Raw genomic sequence first — 16,622 nt, 5'->3', positions numbered from 1 at the left:
CGGAGAAGGTGGCGAAGAAGGCACCCTCAGGTGCGTTCGACCCCAAGATGCTCCTGACCTCGCTACCGGACGCGCTGCGCAAGCTCGATCCGCGGGTGATGGTGAAGAACCCGGTGATGTTCGTGGTCGAGGTCGGCGCGGCCGCCTCGACGATCAAGGCCTTCACCGATCCCAGCATCTTCGTCTGGTGGATCGTGGTCTGGCTCTGGCTGACCGTCGTGTTCGCGAACCTGGCCGAGGCGGTGGCCGAAGGCCGCGGCAAGGCCCAGGCGGAGACCCTGCGGCGGGCGAAGACCGAGACCACCGCACGACGCCTCACCGACGCCGGTGAAGAAGAGATCCCGGCCACCGCGCTGCAACTGGGCGACCGGGTGGTCGTCGAGGCAGGGCAAATCATCCCTGGCGACGGTGACGTGATCGAAGGCGTGGCCAGCGTTGACGAGTCGGCCATCACTGGCGAGTCGGCCCCGGTCATCCGTGAGTCCGGCGGCGACCGCAGTGCGGTCACCGGCGGCACAAAGGTGCTGTCGGACCGGATCGTCGTGCAGATCACCACCAAGCCTGGTGAGAGCTTCATCGACCGGATGATCGCGCTGGTCGAGGGCGCGTCACGGCAGAAGACGCCGAACGAGATCGCGCTGAACATCCTGCTCGCGAGCCTGACGATCGTCTTCCTGATCGCGGTGGCGACGCTGCCGACGTTCGCCGCCTACGCCAACACGAACCTGAGCATCGTGATCCTGGTGGCCCTCCTGGTCGCCCTGATCCCGACCACCATCGGAGCGCTGTTGTCGGCGATCGGTATCGCCGGCATGGACCGGCTGGTGCAGCGCAACGTGCTGGCGATGTCGGGCCGCGCGGTCGAGGCCGCGGGTGACGTGAACACGCTGCTGCTGGACAAGACCGGCACCATCACGCTGGGCAACCGGCAGGCGTCGGAGTTCATCCCGGTCCAGGGCGTGACCGACACCGAGCTGGCCGATGCGGCCCAGCTGTCCAGCCTGGCCGACGAGACACCGGAGGGACGGTCGATCGTCGTACTGGCGAAGACCGGCTACGGGCTGCGCGAGCGGCACACCGGAGAGTTGCCGCACGCAACCTTCGTCGAGTTCACCGCACAGACGCGGATGAGCGGCGTGGACGTGGACGGCCGGCAGGTTCGCAAGGGCGCGGCCGGTGCGGTGAACGCCTGGATCCACAGCCACGGCGGCGCCGCCGACCCGAAGCTCGGTGAGATGGTCGACGGCATCTCGGCCTCCGGCGGTACGCCGCTCGTGGTCGCCGAGAGCGTGAACGGGAAGGCCCGGGCTCTCGGGGTCATCCACCTCAAGGACGTGGTCAAGGAAGGCATGCGGGAGCGGTTCGACCAGATGCGCGCGATGGGCATCCGGACCGTGATGATCACCGGTGACAACCAGTTGACCGCGAAGGCGATCGCCGAGGAGGCCGGGGTCGACGACTTCCTGGCCGAGGCGACGCCCGAGGACAAGATGGCGCTGATCAAGAAGGAGCAGGAGGGTGGCCGGCTGGTCGCGATGACCGGTGACGGGACCAACGACGCCCCCGCGCTCGCCCAGGCCGACGTCGGCGTGGCGATGAACAGCGGGACGTCGGCGGCCAAGGAGGCCGGCAACATGGTCGACCTCGACTCCAACCCGACCAAGCTGATCGAGATCGTCGAGATCGGCAAGCAGTTGCTGATCACCCGCGGTTCGCTGACCACGTTCTCGATCGCCAACGACGTGGCGAAGTACTTCGCCATCCTGCCCGCGCTGTTCGCGGCGGCGTACCCGGGGCTGGACAAGCTGAACATCATGGGGCTGCACTCGCCGCAGTCCGCGATCGTCTCCGCGATCGTGTTCAACGCCCTGGTGATCGTGGCACTCGTACCGCTCGCCCTGCGCGGCGTGCAGTACAAGCCGTCCTCGGCGTCCGCGATGCTGCGGCGCAACCTGCTGGTGTACGGCGTCGGTGGTCTGGTCACCCCGTTCATCGGCATCAAACTCCTCGACCTGGTGATCTCCTTGATCCCCGGAATCCGCTGAAAGGCTGTTGTTCATGGCAAGCAATCTCCCCGGCTCCGTCCGGCAGTTCGGGGTCGCGATCAGGGCCCTGCTGGTCTTCACCGTCATCCTCGGCATCGCGTACCCGCTGGCGATGACCGGTGTGGCCCAAGCGCTCTTCCACAGCAACGCGAACGGCTCGATCGTCCAGGTGAACGGCAAAGACGTGGCCTCCGATCTGATCGGTCAGGCCTACACCAAGCAGGTGATCAAGGACGGCAAGCCCGAGGTCGACGCTGACGGCAACCCGGTGATGGAGGCCGACCCGATGTGGTTCCAGACCCGCCCGTCCGCGGTGGACTACGACGGCATGGGCAGCTCCGGGTCGAACCTGGGACCGAACAACGCCGACCTGCTCGCCGCCGTCCAGGAGCGGAAGAAGGCCGTCGCGGACCTCGAGGGCGTAGACCCGTCCCAGGTCCCGCCGGACGCCGTCACGGCCAGCGCCAGCGGCCTCGACCCGTCGATCAGTCCGGCGTACGCCGCTCTGCAGGTGAACCGGGTCGCGCGGGAGCGCGGGTTGGACGTCGCGAAGGTGCAGCAACTGGTCAAGGAGAACACCAAGGGCCGCACGCTCGGATTCCTGGGTGAGCCGGCCGTCAAGGTTGTCACGCTCAACAACGCACTCGCCAAGCTGGGCTGAGCTGAGAGCATGGAGGTATGAGCAAGAGCGGCCGTGGGCATCTGCGGATCTACCTGGGTGCCGCGCCTGGCGTCGGGAAGTCCTACAAGATGCTGGGCGAGGGTCAGCGCAGGCTGGCCCGGGGCACGGATGTCGTGGTCGGATTCGTCGAGACCCACGGCCGCGAGCACACCGCGGAGATGCTCGAAGGACTGGAGATCGTGCCGCGGCGGATCATCGACTACCGCGGCGCCAGTTTCACCGAGATGGACCTCGACGCGGTGCTGGCCCGGCGGCCGGAGGTCGCGCTGGTCGACGAACTGGCGCACACCAACGTGCCGGGCAGCCGCAACGAGAAGCGCTGGCAGGACATCGACGAGTTGCTCGCGGCCGGGATCGACGTGATCTCGGCCGTCAACATCCAGCACCTCGAGTCGATCAACGACGTGGTCGAGAAGATCACCGGCGTACCGCAGCAGGAGACGGTCCCGGACCGCGTGGTCCGGGCCGCCGACCAGATCGAACTCGTCGACATGACGCCGGAGGCGCTTCGCCGCCGGATGGCCCATGGCAACGTCTACTCGGCGGACAAGATCGATGCTGCCCTGGGCAACTACTTCCGGGTCGGCAATCTGTCCGCCCTCCGCGAACTCGCACTGTTGTGGCTCGCCGACCGGGTGGACGTGGGCCTGCAGCAGTACCGTGCCCAGCATGACATCGACTCGACCTGGGAAGCCCGGGAACGTGTCGTGGTCGCCCTCACCGGCGGCCCTGAGGGTGGGACCCTGATCCGGCGTGCCGCCCGCATCGCCGCCCGGTCCTCCGGTGGAGACCTGCTCGCCGTTCACGTCGCCCGCTCCGACGGGCTGACCGGCGCCGACCCGAAACGCCTCGCCGAGCAACGCATTCTCGTCGAGAGCCTCGGTGGTACGTACCACCAGGTCGTCGGCGACGACGTACCGGCCGCGCTGCTGACCTTCGCCCGGGCCGAGAACGCGACCCAGTTGGTGCTCGGCGGCAGCCGCCGGTCCCGGTTCGGCGCGCTGACCGGTCCAGGGATCGGTACGTCGACGATCCGGGGCTCCGGGGACATCGACGTTCACATCGTCACCCACTCGCAGATGGGTCGTGGCCGGCTGCCCCGGTTGCGCGGCAGCCTGTCCACCCGGCGCAAGGTCGAGGGTTTCGTGCTGGCCGTCGTACTGCCGCCGCTGCTGGCCCTGCTGCTCGGGTTCGGCGGGGACAGCCTCAACCTGACCAGCAACGTGCTTGCGTTTCTGCTGGCCGTGATCGTGGTTGCGCTGGTCGGTGGGTTGTGGCCGGCCATGGTGACCGCTGTGGGTGGGACCGTCGTACTGAACTACTTCTTCACACCGCCGACGCGCACGTTCACGATCGCCGAGCTGAACAACGTGCTCGCGCTGGCGATCTTCGTGCTGGTCGCGGCGATGGTGAGCTCGGTCGTCGACCGGGCCGCCCGCCGGACCAGACAGGCAGCCCGGGCGGCAGCCGAGTCGGAGACCCTGGCGACCCTGGCCGGGTCCGTGCTGCGCGGTGAGACCGCGCTGCCGGCACTGCTGGAGCGGGTCCGGGAGGCCTTCGGGATGACGAGCGCCTGCCTGATGGAGCGGGTCGACGACGATGAGCTGACCGAGGTCTGGCGGCCGATCGCCTCGGCCGGTACGCCGACCTGCCGCCGGCCCGAGGACGGTGACGCCGAGATCCCGGGGCGGGACGGTCTGGTCCTGGTGCTGCAGGGCCGGCAACTCGCCGCGGACGAACGCCGGCTGGTCGGTGCGTTCGCCGCCCACGCGGCCGCCCTGGTCGACCGGGCCAGGTTGAGCGCCGCGGCCGCCGAGGCCAAGCCGCTGGCCGAGGCGGACAAGCTCCGTACGGCGCTGCTGCGCGCGGTCGGCCATGATCTTCGCTCCCCGCTGGCCTCGGCGAAGGCGTCCGTGACGAGCCTGCGCAGTGACGACGTCGAATGGAGCGAGTCGGAGCGGGCCGAGCTACTGGAGACGGCGGACGAGTCGCTGGACCGCCTGTCGCGTCTGGTGGACAACCTGCTCGACCTCAGTCGCTTGCAGGCCGGCGTACTGCCCGTCTTCACCCGGCCGATGGCACTGGACGAGATTGTGCCCGGCGTACTGGCCGAGCTCGGTGACCAGAGCGAGAAGGTCACCGTCGACATCCCGCACACGTTGCCTCTGGTAGAGGCCGACCCCGCGCTGCTGGAGCGGGTCGTCGCGAACCTGCTCGCCAACGCGATCCGGTACTCGCCGCCCGGCCGCGCGCCGCTGATCACCGGCAGTGCCCTGGGCGACACCGTCGAGATCCGGGTGATCGACCGCGGACCGGGCATCCCGCGCGAGGACCGAAACCGGGTGTTCGCGCCGTTCCAGCGACTGGGCGACACTGACAACACGGTCGGCGTCGGTCTCGGGCTGGCGCTGGCGCGTGGCCTCGCCGAGGCGATGCACGGCACCCTGCAGCCCGAGGACACTCCGGGTGGTGGGCTGACGATGGTGGTCTCGATCCCGACCGCGAACCTGCGGCCGGCCGACGCGCCGATCCCCGGATCGCGCGAACGCTCCGAGCCGGAGGCCTTATGACCAGGGTGCTTGTTGTTGACGACGAGCCGCAGATCGTGCGGGCGTTGCAGATCAACCTGAAGGCCCGCGGCTATGAGGTGCATCTGGCCGGCAGCGGTACGGCGGCTTTGAAGGTGGCGGCGCAGCACCCGCCGGAACTGGTCATCCTCGACCTGGGGTTGCCGGACTTCGACGGCGTCGACGTGATTCGCGGCCTGCGTGGCTGGACCGAGGCGCCGATCCTCGTGCTGTCCGGCCGGACCGACAGCACGGACAAGGTCGAGGCGCTGGACGCCGGCGCGGACGACTATGTGACCAAGCCGTTCGGCATCGACGAGTTGCTCGCCCGGATGCGCGCCGTACTGCGGCGCAGCAACATCGCCCAGGACCAGCCGGTGGTGACCGTCGGCGGGATCCGGGTCGACCTGTCCGCGAAGCGCGTCACCCTGGAGACCGGTGAGGACATCCGGCTCACCCCGACCGAGTGGCACCTGCTCGAGGTCCTGGTCCGGCACCCCGGCAAGCTGATGTCGCAACGCCAGCTCCTGACCGAGGTCTGGGGTCCCGGGTACGAGAACGCGAGCGGCAACCTGCGCTTCTACATGGGCCAGCTCCGCCGCAAACTCGAGGCCGACCCGGCCCGCCCGAAGCACCTCCTCACCGAACCAGGCATGGGCTACCGCTTCGAGCCGTGACGGGGATCAGCTGATGCGGCTGATGGTGCAGCGGATGTCCGTTTCATTCAAGACCGAAGGGTGGTTCTGCGGGAAAGTAGAGCCATGGACACCTTCACCGCTGGTCGTGATTTCGTACGCCGGGAGGCCCGGCTGGTCGAGAATCGGCTGTTCGCCGCTGTCTTCGAGGACGCCGATCCGCAAGGGGTGGTCGAGGCACTGCGCGGCTACCAGAACGCCGACGGCGGCTTCGGCCACGGACTGGAGCCGGACAAGCTGGTCCCGGACAGTCTGTCGCTGGACGTGGAGGTGGCGTTCAACACCTTGCTCGCCTCCGGCGCCCGGGACGACGAGATGGTTCGCCGGGCGGTCGACTGGCTGGCCGCGACCGCGACCGCCGATGGCGCGGTCTCGCTCTGCTCGCCGGCCATCGAGGGGTATCCGCGCGCCGAGCATGTGTCCGAATGGACCTACCAGCCCAGTATCAACCCGACGGCGGGCCTGGTCGGGCGGTTGTACAAGCTCGGCTTCGAGCACCCGTGGCGCGAACACGCAGGCGCGTGGTGCGCGGCCCAGCTGGCCGACGCTCTCCCCGAGGACGCCCACGGGCTGCACGAGGCGCTGGAGTTCCTGGAACACACCGACGACGTCGACCTCGACCGCGTCCGCGAGTGGCTGCCGAAGCTCCAGCACTTCCGCGCCGACGCGGCGGACCCGTCGTACGGCGTGACTCCGCTGCACCTGGCGCCGACGCCCGACAGCGTCTGGCGGCCGCTCTTCGACGACGCACAGATCGAGGCCCACCTCGACCGCCTGATCTCCGACCAGCAGCCGGACGGCGGCTGGGCGATCACCTGGGAGCCGCCGAGCCAGGCCGCCACGCTCGCGTACCGCGGCATCCTCACCGTCGGCGCACTCAGCACACTGAAGGCCTACGGCCGGCTCTGACCGGCCCTTCAACGCACGACGGCCCTCCACGAAATTCGTGGAGGGCCGTTGACGTTTGTATCGTTACCGCTCTTCGCGGAAGTCGACGTGCAGGCGAACCGCCGGGTCGTACTTGCGCATCACCAGGCGGTCGGGGTTGTTCCGCCGGTTCTTCCGGGTGACGTACGTGAACCCGGTCCCCGCCGTACTGCGGAGCTTGACGATCGGGCGGAGGTCGTTGCGCTTGGCCATACTGGTTCCTTTCCTACCGGCGCAGCTCAGGATAATTTGGGCTGGTTATCGTTTTCAACAAGACGGGACGCTGAATGATTCCGGTGACGCTGCTGACGGGCATCGACGAGCCGTTCCGGGCCGCCGTGGCCGGCAATCTGCTGGCCGCCGCGGGCCGGCCCGGTGTGCTGGTCGAGTACGACGTCAGCGGCCTGGCCGGTGGGTCGGTCGTCCGGATCGCGCGGACCGCAGACGGAGTCATCGACCGCGAGGTGATCCGGATGGATCATCCGTGCGTGTCCTGCGCGATGCGCGACTCGCTCGTCCCGCTGCTGGTCAGCATCGCCGCGGTCGAGCGGTACGACGTCGCGATCGTGTCCGTCCCGGGCGCCGGGGACACCAAGGCACTGGCCGCTGAGATCGCTCGGGACGCGGCCGGGGAGCTGCTCACGGTGTCGATCATCACGACGATCGACGCGGCCGGTGTGGTCGGCGACCTGACCGGGGAGCAGTTAATCCAGGAGCGCGGCATCCCGACCGCCGCCGAGGACGGCCGGGCGATCGCCGAGGTGATCGTGCGTCAGTTGGAGTACGCGGATGCCGCCGTACTGAGTGGCGATGACGAGACGGCTCGAGCGCTCGTACAGGCTGTCAACCCTCGGCTACTCATCCGGACCACACCCGCCGGGCTGCTCGGCGTACGCCTGCATGATCCGGACGCGGCGACATCGGCGGAGCCCGGTGCGATCAGTGCGCCGCTGGAGGGTGGGCCGGTGCAGACTCTCGTCTGGCAGTCGGACCGGCCGTTCCACCCCGAGCGGCTGTACGACGCCCTGGAGGATCTGGTCGCCGGTACGGCGCGCGGCCGGGGGACGGTGTGGATCGCGACCCAGCACCGCCACCGGCTCAGCTGGGACAGTTTCGGCACGAACATCGCGATCGGGGTACTGGGTCCGTGGCTGGCCGATCTGCCGGCCGACCGGTGGTCCACGGTTGGGCAGCACCATCAAGCCCGCTCGGCCCTCGAGTGGCACCCCGAGCACGGCGACCGGGCGTCGTACCTGTCCTTCACCGGCATCGGTCTGGACGTCCGGGAATTACGGGAGCGCCTGGATGGTTGTCTCCTTCGTGCGGATGAACCGGTCCACCCCTTGACCGATCCGTTCGCCCCTTATCTGGAAGGAAGTGCGGCAGCATGAAGAAAGACATCCACCCCGACTACCGCCGGGTCGTCTTCCGGGACAAGTCCGGCAACTTCAGCTTCCTCACCGGGTCGACGCGCGAGAGCAACGAGACGGTCGAGTGGCACGACGGCAACACCTACCCGGTGGTGGACGTCGAGATCTCGTCCGCGACGCACCCGTTCTACACGGGCCAGCAGCGCGTGATGGACACCCAGGGCCGGGTGGAGAAGTTCAGGCAGCGCTACGGCCAGAAGAAGTAACTCTGGTCTTTTCCAGCCCGTCGCCTCGTTGAGGCGGCGGGCTTTTGTCTCGAATACGAGACAGAAAGCGCCGTCAGCGGCACGCTGAATCCAGCGGTCAGGTCCCAGACTGGGGCTGTGGAACCGGTGGAGCTCTCGGGTGCTGGGCTGACGCCGCTGGAGGCCGTCGCGCTCGCGCAGCGCCGGACGGCCGTGCGGTTGAGCGACGACGCCCGGAAGCGGATGAGTGAGTCCGCGGCGGCCGTTGTCGAGGTGGCCCGGTGGCGGCCGGTGTATGGGCGGACGACCGGGGTCGGCGCCAACCGGGACGTGCTGACCACGGACCCCGAGCACGGCGCCCGGTTGCTCGGATCCCATTCCACCACCGGTACGACGTCGTACCCCAAGGACGTGGTCCGGCTCGGACTGCTGATCCGGATCAACCAGTTGGCGGCCGGTGGGTCCGGGCTCGATCCGGACGTCGCCGACGCGATCGTTGCCCTGCTCAACGATGGTGAGTTGCCGGATCTGCATCGCGGCGGTGCGATCGGCACCGGGGATCTCGGGCCGCTGGCCGAACTCGGGCTCGCACTCGGCGAGGTCATCGACGGCACCAGCGCGCTGCCCCTGCTGTCCAGCAACGCGATCACCCTGGCCGAGTGCTGTCTCGCGTACGTCGAGGCCAGCACGCTGATCAACGTCGTACCCCTGGTCGGAGCGCTGTCGCATGTCGCGCTCCGGGGCAACGCCGAGGTGTACGACGTCCGCGTGCACGAGGCCCGCCCGCAACCCGGTCAGGTGCGCGTGGCCCGGCGGATGCGCGGGCTGCTGGACGGCCTGCCGATCCCGTCGGCCCGGATCCAGGACCCCTTCGGCCTGCGCGCCTTCGCGCAGGTGCTCGGCCCGGCCGTCGACCACGTAGATGCCCTAGGCAACAGCTTGCGGATCGACATCAACGCGTCCGCCGAGAACCCGCTGGTGGCCGAGGACACCGTGCTGCACAACGGCAACTGGCACGCGATGCCGATCGCCCTCGCCCTCGACTCGCTCCGGCTCAGCCTGCACAGCGTCGCCACCCTGTCCACGTCGCGCGTCGCGAACCTGGTCGACCCGGAGTACACCGGCCTGAGCCGGTTCCTCGCCAGCGGTGCGGAGGCGAGCTCAGGCGTGATGATGATCGAGTACGTCGCCCACGACGCGCTGGCCGGGGTCCGGTCCGCGGCCCAGCCGGCGACTCTCGGTACGGCGACCTTGTCACGCGGAGCCGAGCATCACGCCAGCTTCGCGCCACAGGCCGCCGTACTGAGTGCTCAGCTTCTCGACGCGCTCCGGGAAGTGCTGGCCTGCGAACTCGTCACCGCGGTGCGGGCGATCCGGCTGGCTGGGCTGACACCTGAAGACCTCGCACCGGCGGCGGTCGGACCGTGGCTGGCGGACGCGTTCGCCGCGCTGCCGCCCGATCTGACCGACCGGTCGCTGCGGGAGGACCTGGAGATCGCCCGCGGTCTGATGACGCAATGGGGCGATCGCCAGGTCGAGCATCCCGCTGAGTCCGGCTAGAGCTGCGTCAGGTTGAACGCGGTGGCCATCGCCTTGAAGCCGTCGGCGTTCGGGTGCAGGTGGTCGCCGACGTCGTACGCCGGCAGCATCTTTGTCGGCGCCGCGGGGTCACGCACCGCCTTGTCGAAGTCGACCACGCCGTCGTACTCACCTGACGTCCGGATCCAGGTGTTCAGCGCCTGCCGATCCGCCTCACCTTCGGGCGAGTAGTAGCCCGCACCTTCGTACGGCGTCAGCGTCGCGCCGATCGCCTTCAAACCGGCCTGATGCGCCCGCTGGATGAACTGCCGGTGCACCGCGATCAGGTCGGCCGGGTCGGTCGCTCCGCGGCTGCCACCGATGTCGTTGATGCCTTCCAGCAGGACAACCGTCCGTACGCCGGCCTGCGCGATCACGTCGCGGTCGAACCGCGCCAGCGTCGAGTCATCCGCCGTACCCGCGTTGCTGAGCAGGCGGTTCCCACTGATGCCGGCGTTCAGGACGCCGAGTTCGCGGGACACCGGCTGGGCCAGCAGCCGGTCGGCCAGCTGGTCCGGGTACCGCAGGTTCTGGTCGACAGGCGACACCACGCCGTCGGTGATCGAGTCGCCGAACAGCACCACCGAGCCACGCACCTGGCTCTTCACGTCGACGCCCTCGATGATGTAGCGCGCCGCGCCCGGAATCGCCTGGTACTGCGATCCGTCGCCGGCGGTCTGGTCACCGGTCGCGGAGAAGCCGGTCGCGAACCCGGCCGGATGCTGCGTGAGCGGGCCAGTCGGGCCCGGGAAGTAGGTGCTGATCACCAGATCGGTGTCCTCCGGTACGACGACGTGCACCGGATCGGACACCCACTCCGCGCCGACCGGGATCGTGACCGACGCGCGGCCGCCGAACAGCACCGGGACCAGCTTGCTCGGCTCGACCGTCGGCGTACCGGCGAGGTCGTCGGCCCGGGGGGTGACGGTCGCCTTGCCGACAACGAGTGGAGACGTTCCGTAGACGTTCGACAACCGCAGCCGCAGCTCCGAGCCCCCGACCGACACGTGCGCCACCTGCCGCAACGTCGTATCCGTGACCCCGGTCGCCGACATCCCCGACGTACCCGGCGGCGTCACAGCGACCGACCAACTCCCAACCCAGTCCGCGGGCGCCGCGGCCGAGGCCGTAGGACCAACCGCAACAACGACCAGAGCCACCGCAACAACCAACTGCTTGACGCGACGCATGAGACCACCTTCGTCTGGGCGGATACGTGAGGTGTTCCCTTCGATCTCACCCGCAGTCACCGTCGTGGAGCAACCGGTCATCGGCGAACGGTCGAACCGCTGCGCTGGACGGAGAAATCAGCCGTGGAGGCGGCGGGTCAGGGCTGTGGCTGCCTGGCGGACTCGGTGGGCCAGGACGTGGCGTTCGGAGGAGGGTACGACGTCGGTGCGGAAGGTGACGCTGATGGCGGCGGCTGGGTGGCCGGCGTGGTCGACGGCGGCGCTGGCCACGGAGGCGACGCCGGGGGTGATGAAGGAGTCCTCGACCGCGTAGCCCTGGCGTTTCTCATCCGCGAGGAGCCGGCGCAGCTGGGTCAGGGTCTGCGGGCCGTGGTCGGTCCGGCGGACGAAGCTCTCGGGGTTGGGGAAGAGTGCGCGGACCTGGGCCGGCGGGAGCTCGGCGAGCAGAGCGCGGCCGGAGGCGGTGAGGGTGGCTGGGAGGCGTACGCCGACGTCCGTGACAAGGGTGACCGGACGAGGCGGCTGTTCTTTCAGCAGGTAGACGAGCTCGCGCCCGTGCAGCACGCCGAGGTGCGCGGTCTGGCCGACCTCGGCGACGAGCTGGATCAGCAGCGGACGCGCCAGCCGCTCGAGCGGATCGTGGCGGAGGTACGCCGACCCGATCTCGAACGCGGCGACGCCGAGCCCGTACCGCTTCTCCTCCGGGAGGTGCGCCACGAAGCCCTCGTCGATCATTGCCCGCAGCAAGTGGTACGTCGACGAGCGCGGCAGGCCGACCGCGGAGGCGATGCGCTCCATCGGCACCGGACCGGGCTGGGTGGCCAGGAACGTCAGCACCCGCAGAGTGCGGGTCGAGGCGGGAACGTTGCCGCTCACAACGGCAGCGTAGCCGCCCTGGTCTCAGATCCCGGATGATTGGTGCTTCTTGGCGCGGCTCCGCTTCAGCCAGAACCGCACTGCCTCGCCGGCGACCGCGAGCGCGAACAGTCCGCCGGTGATCGCCCAGTCGATGTCCTCGTCGGCCCCGGACAGCATGATCCCGACGCCGACCGACAGTACGGCGAAGAACGACAGCGAGATGATCGGCCGGTTCACAGCGCCTTCTCCGCGGTCCACGAGGCACCCGTCACCCGGTAGCCGAGCCACTCGTTCACGGCGAGCATCGGAGCGTTGCCGGCGTCGTTCCCGGTGTGCGCGGTGACGAACCCCGCATCCCGGGCTCGCGCCAGCGCCGTCGACTTCACCACCTTCGCCAGCCCACGTCCACGCGCGGCCGGGATCGTGCCGGTCAGGTTCGACCAGATCACCCGCCGCTCGGGGTCCGCGGTGGTGGTCACGAAGGACAGGACGGTGTCGCCGTCCAGCACCGCGACACTCAGGTCGCGTCGCAGGTCCGGGTGATCCCATTGCGCCGCCAGCCATTCGTCGTACGCCGGTGAGTCCGACAAGCCGCTGGGGTCACCATCGGCGACGGCGGTCGAGGCGAGCCAGATCTGCCGCGGGTCCACCTGGTCGTAGTCGACGACCCGCAAACCGTCGGGCGCCGGCAACGGCTCGGGTACGGCGCTCAGTTCGGCGCTGGAACCGCTCATCCGGCGACCGATGACGAAACCGCGCTTGGTCGCGAACGCCTTCGACGCGTCGTCGTCGCTGACCACGATCAGCAGGGACCCGGCACCGACGCGCGCCGCCTCGGCGCCGATCGCGTCGGCCATCGCGGAACCGATGCCCTGCCGGCGATGCTCCGGCGGCACGTGCACGGTGATCCGGACCCGCGGTTTCTCCTGCTCAGGATCGGGGAGGTACACATTCCCGTAGCCGACCACGTCCGGTCCGTCGACGGCGATGAGCACGACCCTGGTCGAGCTGTTGCGTAGCCCGGCCTCGACACCGCGGGGAGTCATCACCAGTTGCGGCATCACAACGGCCCAGACCCGAGCGATTCCTGCCGCATCCTCCGGCCCCGCCGTCCGGATCTCGAACACCATTCCTCGACTCTAGTGGGACGCGGGGTCCATGGATGTCTGAGATTCGAGACAGAAAGTGCACGGCGCTGCTGTCGGTTCCGGGTGCCGCGCGGTGCAATGAGCAGGTGAACGAGGTGAAGAACACAGCCGAGGTGATCGTCGGCACCGGACCGCTGGCTCCCGCCGACGTGGTTGCGGTGGCGCGGTACGGCGCGCGGGTACGGATCGACGACCAGGCGCTGGAAGAGATCACGAAGTCGCGTGCGGCGATCGAGGCTCTGGCCCACGCGGACACTCCGCACTACGGAGTCTCGACCGGCTTCGGCGCGCTCGCGACCCGGCACATCGCGCCCGAGTTGCGGGCCCAGTTGCAGCGCAGCCTGGTCCGGTCGCACGCGGCCGGCTCCGGACCCGAGGTCGAGACCGAGGTCGTCCGGGCGCTCGCTCTGCTGCGCCTGTCCACCCTCGCCACCGGCCGCACCGGCGTGAAGGTCGAGACCGCCCAGGCGTACGCCGGCCTCCTCAACGCACACCTGACTCCAGTGGTCTACGAGTACGGCAGTCTTGGCTGCTCCGGTGATCTCGCGCCGCTGTCCCACGTCGCGCTCGCGGTGATGGGCGAAGGCCCGGTTCGTGATGCCGAGGGCAACCTTCTTCCAGCGGGCGAGGCGCTGGCTGCGCACGGACTCACACCGGTTGTGCTGGCAGAGAAGGAAGGCCTCGCGCTGATCAACGGCACCGACGGCATGCTCGGCATGCTGGTGCTCGCGCTGGCCGACCTCGACCGCCTGTTCAAGACCGCGGACATCGCCGCCGCGATGAGCGTCGAGGGGCAACTCGGCACCGACCGGGTGTTCGCCGAGGACCTGCAGGCGCTGCGACCGCACCCCGGCCAGGCCTTCGCCGCCGCCAACCTGCGAGTGATCCTCGCCGGCAGCGCCATCGTGGCCAGCCATCGCGGCCCGGACTGCAACCGGGTCCAGGACGCCTACTCACTGCGGTGTTCGCCGCAGGTGCACGGCGCGGCCCGGGACACCGCTGACCACGCGGCCACGGTCGCCGGCCGCGAACTGGCCGCCGCGATCGACAACCCGGTCGTTCTGCCCGACGGCCGGGTCGAGTCGAACGGCAACTTCCACGGCGCCCCGGTGGGGTACGTGCTCGACTTCCTCGCGATCGCCGTGGCGGACGTGGCCGGCATCAGCGAACGCCGTACCGATCGCTTCCTCGATGTTGCGCGCAACCATGGGCTGAACGCCTTCCTGGCCGACGATCCCGGTGTCGACAGCGGCCACATGATCGCGCAGTACACGCAGGCCGCGATCGTGTCCGAGCTGAAGCGGCTCGCCGTACCGGCCAGCGTGGACTCGATCCCGAGCAGTGCGATGCAGGAGGACCACGTCTCGATGGGATGGTCGGCCGCGCGCAAGCTGCGCAAGGCGATCGACGGGCTGCAGCGGGTCCTTGCGATCGAGATCCTGACCGGCGCGCGGGCGCTCGACCTGCGCGCACCGCTGACCCCGGCTCCGGCCACCGCCGCCGTCCGGGACGCCCTGCGTGAGTACGTCGAAGGGCCGGGCACCGACCGGCACCTCGCTCCCGAAATCGAGCACTCCGTCCGCCTTGTTGCCGACGGCACCTATTTGTCCGCAGTCGAGGCCGTCACCGGCCCCCTGTCATAGAAAGGCTGGATCACCCATGTCCGGACCCCGTCCTGTGCGCGCGCCCCGCGGCACCACCCTGACCGCCCGCGGCTGGCAGCAGGAGGCCGCGCTGCGGATGCTGCAGAACAACCTCGATCCCGAGGTCGCCGAGCACCCCGACGAGCTGGTCGTGTATGGCGGTTCCGGCAAGGCGGCCCGGGACTGGAACTCGTTCGACGCGATGGTCCGGACGCTGACCACGCTGAAGGACGACGAGACGATGCTGGTGCAGTCCGGCCGGCCGGTCGGCGTACTGCAGACGCACGAGTGGGCGCCGCGGGTACTGATCGCGAACTCGAACCTGGTCGGCGACTGGGCGACCTGGGAGGAGTTCCGCCGGCTCGAGGCGCTGGGGCTGACCATGTACGGCCAGATGACGGCCGGGTCGTGGATCTACATCGGCACCCAGGGGATCCTGCAGGGCACGTACGAGACGTTCGCGGCGGTCGCGGCGAAGAAGTTCGGCGGCACGCTGGCCGGCACCATCACGCTGACCGCCGGACTCGGCGGCATGGGCGGCGCGCAGCCGCTGGCTGTCACGATGAACGACGGTGTGGCGATCTGCATCGACGTCGACTCCTCCAGGATCGACCGGCGGATCGAGCACCGGTACCTCGACGTTCGCGCCGACTCGCTCGAGGACGCGCTGCGGCTCGCCGAGGAGGCCAAGAAGGCCCGCCGGCCGCTGTCGATCGGTGTCCTGGGCAACGCCGCGGTGATCGTGCCGGAGCTGCTCGAGCTGGGCGCACCGATCGACATCGTCACCGACCAGACCTCGGCGCACGACCCGTTGATGTACCTGCCGGTGGGGATCGACTTCGACGACTGGTCCGCCGCCCGGGAGAAGGACCCGGCCGGCTTCACCGAGCGGGCTCAGGCCTCGATGGCGCGGCACGTCGCCGCGATGGTGGGCTTCCAGGACGCGGGGGCTGAAGTCTTCGACTACGGCAACTCGATCCGCGACGAGGCCCGCAAGGCCGGGTTCTCCCGGGCGTTCGAGTTCCCCGGCTTCGTGCCGGCGTACATCCGGCCGTTGTTCTGCGAGGGGAAGGGCCCGTTCCGGTGGGCGGCGCTGTCGGGCAACCCGGCCGACATCGCGAAGACCGACGCAGCGATCCTCGATCTGTTCGGAGACAACGAGCACCTGACCCGCTGGATCAAGATGGCCGGCGAGCGGGTCGCGTTCCAGGGTCTGCCGGCCCGGATCTGCTGGCTCGGCCAGGGCGAGCGGGACAAGGCCGGCGTCCGGTTCAACGACATGGTCGCCTCGGGTGAACTCGAGGCCCCGATCGTCATCGGCCGGGACCACCTGGACACCGGCAGTGTGGCCTCGCCGTACCGCGAGACCGAAGGAATGCTCGACGGCTCGGACGCGATCGCGGACTGGCCGTTGCTGAACGCAATGGTGAACGTGGCCAGCGGCGCGTCCTGGGTGTCGATCCACCACGGCGGCGGCGTCGGCATCGGCCGGTCCATCCACGCCGGCCAGGTATCGGTTGCCGACGGCACCGACCTGGCCCGGCAGAAGCTGGAACGGGTCCTCTCCAACGACCCCGCGATGGGTGTCATCCGGCACGTGGACGCGGGCTACGACAAGGCCGCGGAGGTCGCGGCCGAGCAAGGCGTCAGGGTTCCGATGCAGGAGTCCTGAGC

15 protein-coding genes are annotated in these 16,622 nt (G+C 69.4%); 10 read left to right on the top strand and 5 right to left on the bottom strand.

The window, feature by feature from the left end:
* Positions 1-47: 47 nt before the first annotated feature.
* The 5 genes from kdpB (at position 48) to ACIBG5_RS19965 (ending at position 6,898) form a co-directional block, all read left to right on the top strand.
* The gene (kdpB, locus tag ACIBG5_RS19985; RefSeq protein ID WP_396393013.1) at positions 48-2,045 is read left to right on the top strand and encodes a potassium-transporting ATPase subunit KdpB; all 1,998 of its coding nucleotides are present in this window, start codon (positions 48-50) and stop codon (positions 2,043-2,045) included.
* Positions 2,046-2,058: 13 nt separating this feature from the next.
* A complete protein-coding gene (gene kdpC / locus ACIBG5_RS19980) occupies positions 2,059-2,706 on the top strand; it encodes a K(+)-transporting ATPase subunit C (protein ID WP_396392954.1) in 648 nt (215 codons plus the stop codon).
* Between the two features lie 17 nt (positions 2,707-2,723).
* Positions 2,724-5,297: a DUF4118 domain-containing protein gene (locus ACIBG5_RS19975; protein ID WP_396392953.1), complete on the top strand. Its 2,574-nt coding sequence runs from the start codon at positions 2,724-2,726 to the stop codon at positions 5,295-5,297.
* Positions 5,294-5,971: a response regulator gene (locus tag ACIBG5_RS19970; RefSeq protein WP_396392952.1), complete on the top strand. Its 678-nt coding sequence runs from the start codon at positions 5,294-5,296 to the stop codon at positions 5,969-5,971. The genes ACIBG5_RS19975 and ACIBG5_RS19970 overlap by 4 nt, the downstream gene beginning before the upstream one ends.
* Before the next feature lie 84 nt (positions 5,972-6,055).
* Positions 6,056-6,898 (top strand): hypothetical protein, encoded by an 843-nt coding sequence (locus tag ACIBG5_RS19965; protein ID WP_396392951.1) that lies wholly within the window; start codon positions 6,056-6,058, stop codon positions 6,896-6,898.
* A gap of 63 nt (positions 6,899-6,961) precedes the next feature.
* Here ACIBG5_RS19965 and rpmG read toward each other — a convergent pair whose 3' ends face one another.
* Entirely contained in the window at positions 6,962-7,129 is a 168-nt protein-coding gene (gene rpmG, locus ACIBG5_RS19960; RefSeq protein ID WP_131363661.1) for a 50S ribosomal protein L33, read from the bottom strand.
* A gap of 74 nt (positions 7,130-7,203) precedes the next feature.
* Between rpmG and ACIBG5_RS19955 the strand changes: the two genes are divergently transcribed.
* The 3 genes from ACIBG5_RS19955 to ACIBG5_RS19945 all read left to right on the top strand — a co-directional run bounded on the left by ACIBG5_RS19955 (position 7,204) and on the right by ACIBG5_RS19945 (position 10,091).
* On the top strand, positions 7,204-8,307 hold the full coding sequence (locus ACIBG5_RS19955) for a CobW family GTP-binding protein (protein ID WP_396392950.1): 1,104 nt from the start codon (positions 7,204-7,206) through the stop codon (positions 8,305-8,307).
* Positions 8,304-8,552 carry a type B 50S ribosomal protein L31 gene (locus ACIBG5_RS19950; RefSeq protein ID WP_360449994.1) on the top strand — a complete coding sequence of 83 codons (249 nt, stop codon included), beginning with the start codon at positions 8,304-8,306 and terminating at the stop codon, positions 8,550-8,552. The genes ACIBG5_RS19955 and ACIBG5_RS19950 overlap by 4 nt, the downstream gene beginning before the upstream one ends.
* Before the next feature lie 117 nt (positions 8,553-8,669).
* Positions 8,670-10,091, top strand: coding sequence for an aromatic amino acid lyase (locus tag ACIBG5_RS19945; RefSeq protein ID WP_360449996.1), 1,422 nt, complete (start codon positions 8,670-8,672; stop codon positions 10,089-10,091).
* Here the strand turns inward: ACIBG5_RS19945 and ACIBG5_RS19940 are convergent.
* The 4 genes from ACIBG5_RS19940 to ACIBG5_RS19925 all read right to left on the bottom strand — a co-directional run bounded on the left by ACIBG5_RS19940 (position 10,088) and on the right by ACIBG5_RS19925 (position 13,287).
* Positions 10,088-11,299 carry an SGNH/GDSL hydrolase family protein gene (locus ACIBG5_RS19940; RefSeq protein ID WP_396392949.1) on the bottom strand — a complete coding sequence of 404 codons (1,212 nt, stop codon included), beginning with the start codon at positions 11,297-11,299 and terminating at the stop codon, positions 10,088-10,090. The two genes, ACIBG5_RS19945 and ACIBG5_RS19940, sit on opposite strands and share 4 nt — an antisense overlap.
* A 117-nt stretch (positions 11,300-11,416) precedes the next feature.
* Positions 11,417-12,175, bottom strand: coding sequence for an IclR family transcriptional regulator (locus ACIBG5_RS19935; protein ID WP_396392948.1), 759 nt, complete (start codon positions 12,173-12,175; stop codon positions 11,417-11,419).
* A gap of 24 nt (positions 12,176-12,199) precedes the next feature.
* The gene (locus tag ACIBG5_RS19930; RefSeq protein ID WP_396392947.1) at positions 12,200-12,394 is read right to left on the bottom strand and encodes a hypothetical protein; all 195 of its coding nucleotides are present in this window, start codon (positions 12,392-12,394) and stop codon (positions 12,200-12,202) included.
* Entirely contained in the window at positions 12,391-13,287 is an 897-nt protein-coding gene (locus ACIBG5_RS19925; protein ID WP_396392946.1) for a GNAT family N-acetyltransferase, read from the bottom strand. The genes ACIBG5_RS19930 and ACIBG5_RS19925 overlap by 4 nt, the downstream gene beginning before the upstream one ends.
* Positions 13,288-13,391: 104 nt before the next feature.
* On the opposite strand from ACIBG5_RS19925, the gene hutH reads away from it, so the two are divergent.
* Both hutH and hutU read left to right on the top strand, forming a co-directional pair.
* On the top strand, positions 13,392-14,948 hold the full coding sequence (gene hutH, locus ACIBG5_RS19920) for a histidine ammonia-lyase (protein ID WP_396392945.1): 1,557 nt from the start codon (positions 13,392-13,394) through the stop codon (positions 14,946-14,948).
* Between the two features lie 16 nt (positions 14,949-14,964).
* On the top strand, positions 14,965-16,620 hold the full coding sequence (gene hutU, locus ACIBG5_RS19915) for a urocanate hydratase (RefSeq protein ID WP_396392944.1): 1,656 nt from the start codon (positions 14,965-14,967) through the stop codon (positions 16,618-16,620).
* Positions 16,621-16,622 lie beyond the last annotated feature (2 nt).

This window comes from Kribbella sp. NPDC050241, from assembly GCF_044459685.1.
GTDB lineage: Bacteria > Actinomycetota > Actinomycetes > Propionibacteriales > Kribbellaceae > Kribbella.
This window is presented reverse-complemented; position numbering and strand designations above follow the sequence as displayed.

Excerpts from the sequence above, each read along its gene's own strand:
- rpmG (WP_131363661.1), bottom strand. The coding sequence starts at position 7,129 with ATGGCCAAGCGCAACGACCTCCGCCCGATCGTCAAGCTCCGCAGTACG.
- ACIBG5_RS19965 (WP_396392951.1), top strand. The coding sequence starts at position 6,056 with ATGGACACCTTCACCGCTGGTCGTGATTTCGTACGCCGGGAGGCCCGG.
- kdpB (WP_396393013.1), top strand. The coding sequence starts at position 48 with ATGCTCCTGACCTCGCTACCGGACGCGCTGCGCAAGCTCGATCCGCGG.
- ACIBG5_RS19975 (WP_396392953.1), top strand. The coding sequence starts at position 2,724 with ATGAGCAAGAGCGGCCGTGGGCATCTGCGGATCTACCTGGGTGCCGCG.
- ACIBG5_RS19970 (WP_396392952.1), top strand. The coding sequence starts at position 5,294 with ATGACCAGGGTGCTTGTTGTTGACGACGAGCCGCAGATCGTGCGGGCG.
- ACIBG5_RS19955 (WP_396392950.1), top strand. The coding sequence starts at position 7,204 with ATGATTCCGGTGACGCTGCTGACGGGCATCGACGAGCCGTTCCGGGCC.
- ACIBG5_RS19950 (WP_360449994.1), top strand. The coding sequence starts at position 8,304 with ATGAAGAAAGACATCCACCCCGACTACCGCCGGGTCGTCTTCCGGGAC.
- kdpC (WP_396392954.1), top strand. The coding sequence starts at position 2,059 with ATGGCAAGCAATCTCCCCGGCTCCGTCCGGCAGTTCGGGGTCGCGATC.
- ACIBG5_RS19925 (WP_396392946.1), bottom strand. The coding sequence starts at position 13,287 with ATGGTGTTCGAGATCCGGACGGCGGGGCCGGAGGATGCGGCAGGAATC.
- ACIBG5_RS19940 (WP_396392949.1), bottom strand. The coding sequence starts at position 11,299 with ATGCGTCGCGTCAAGCAGTTGGTTGTTGCGGTGGCTCTGGTCGTTGTT.
- hutU (WP_396392944.1), top strand. The coding sequence starts at position 14,965 with ATGTCCGGACCCCGTCCTGTGCGCGCGCCCCGCGGCACCACCCTGACC.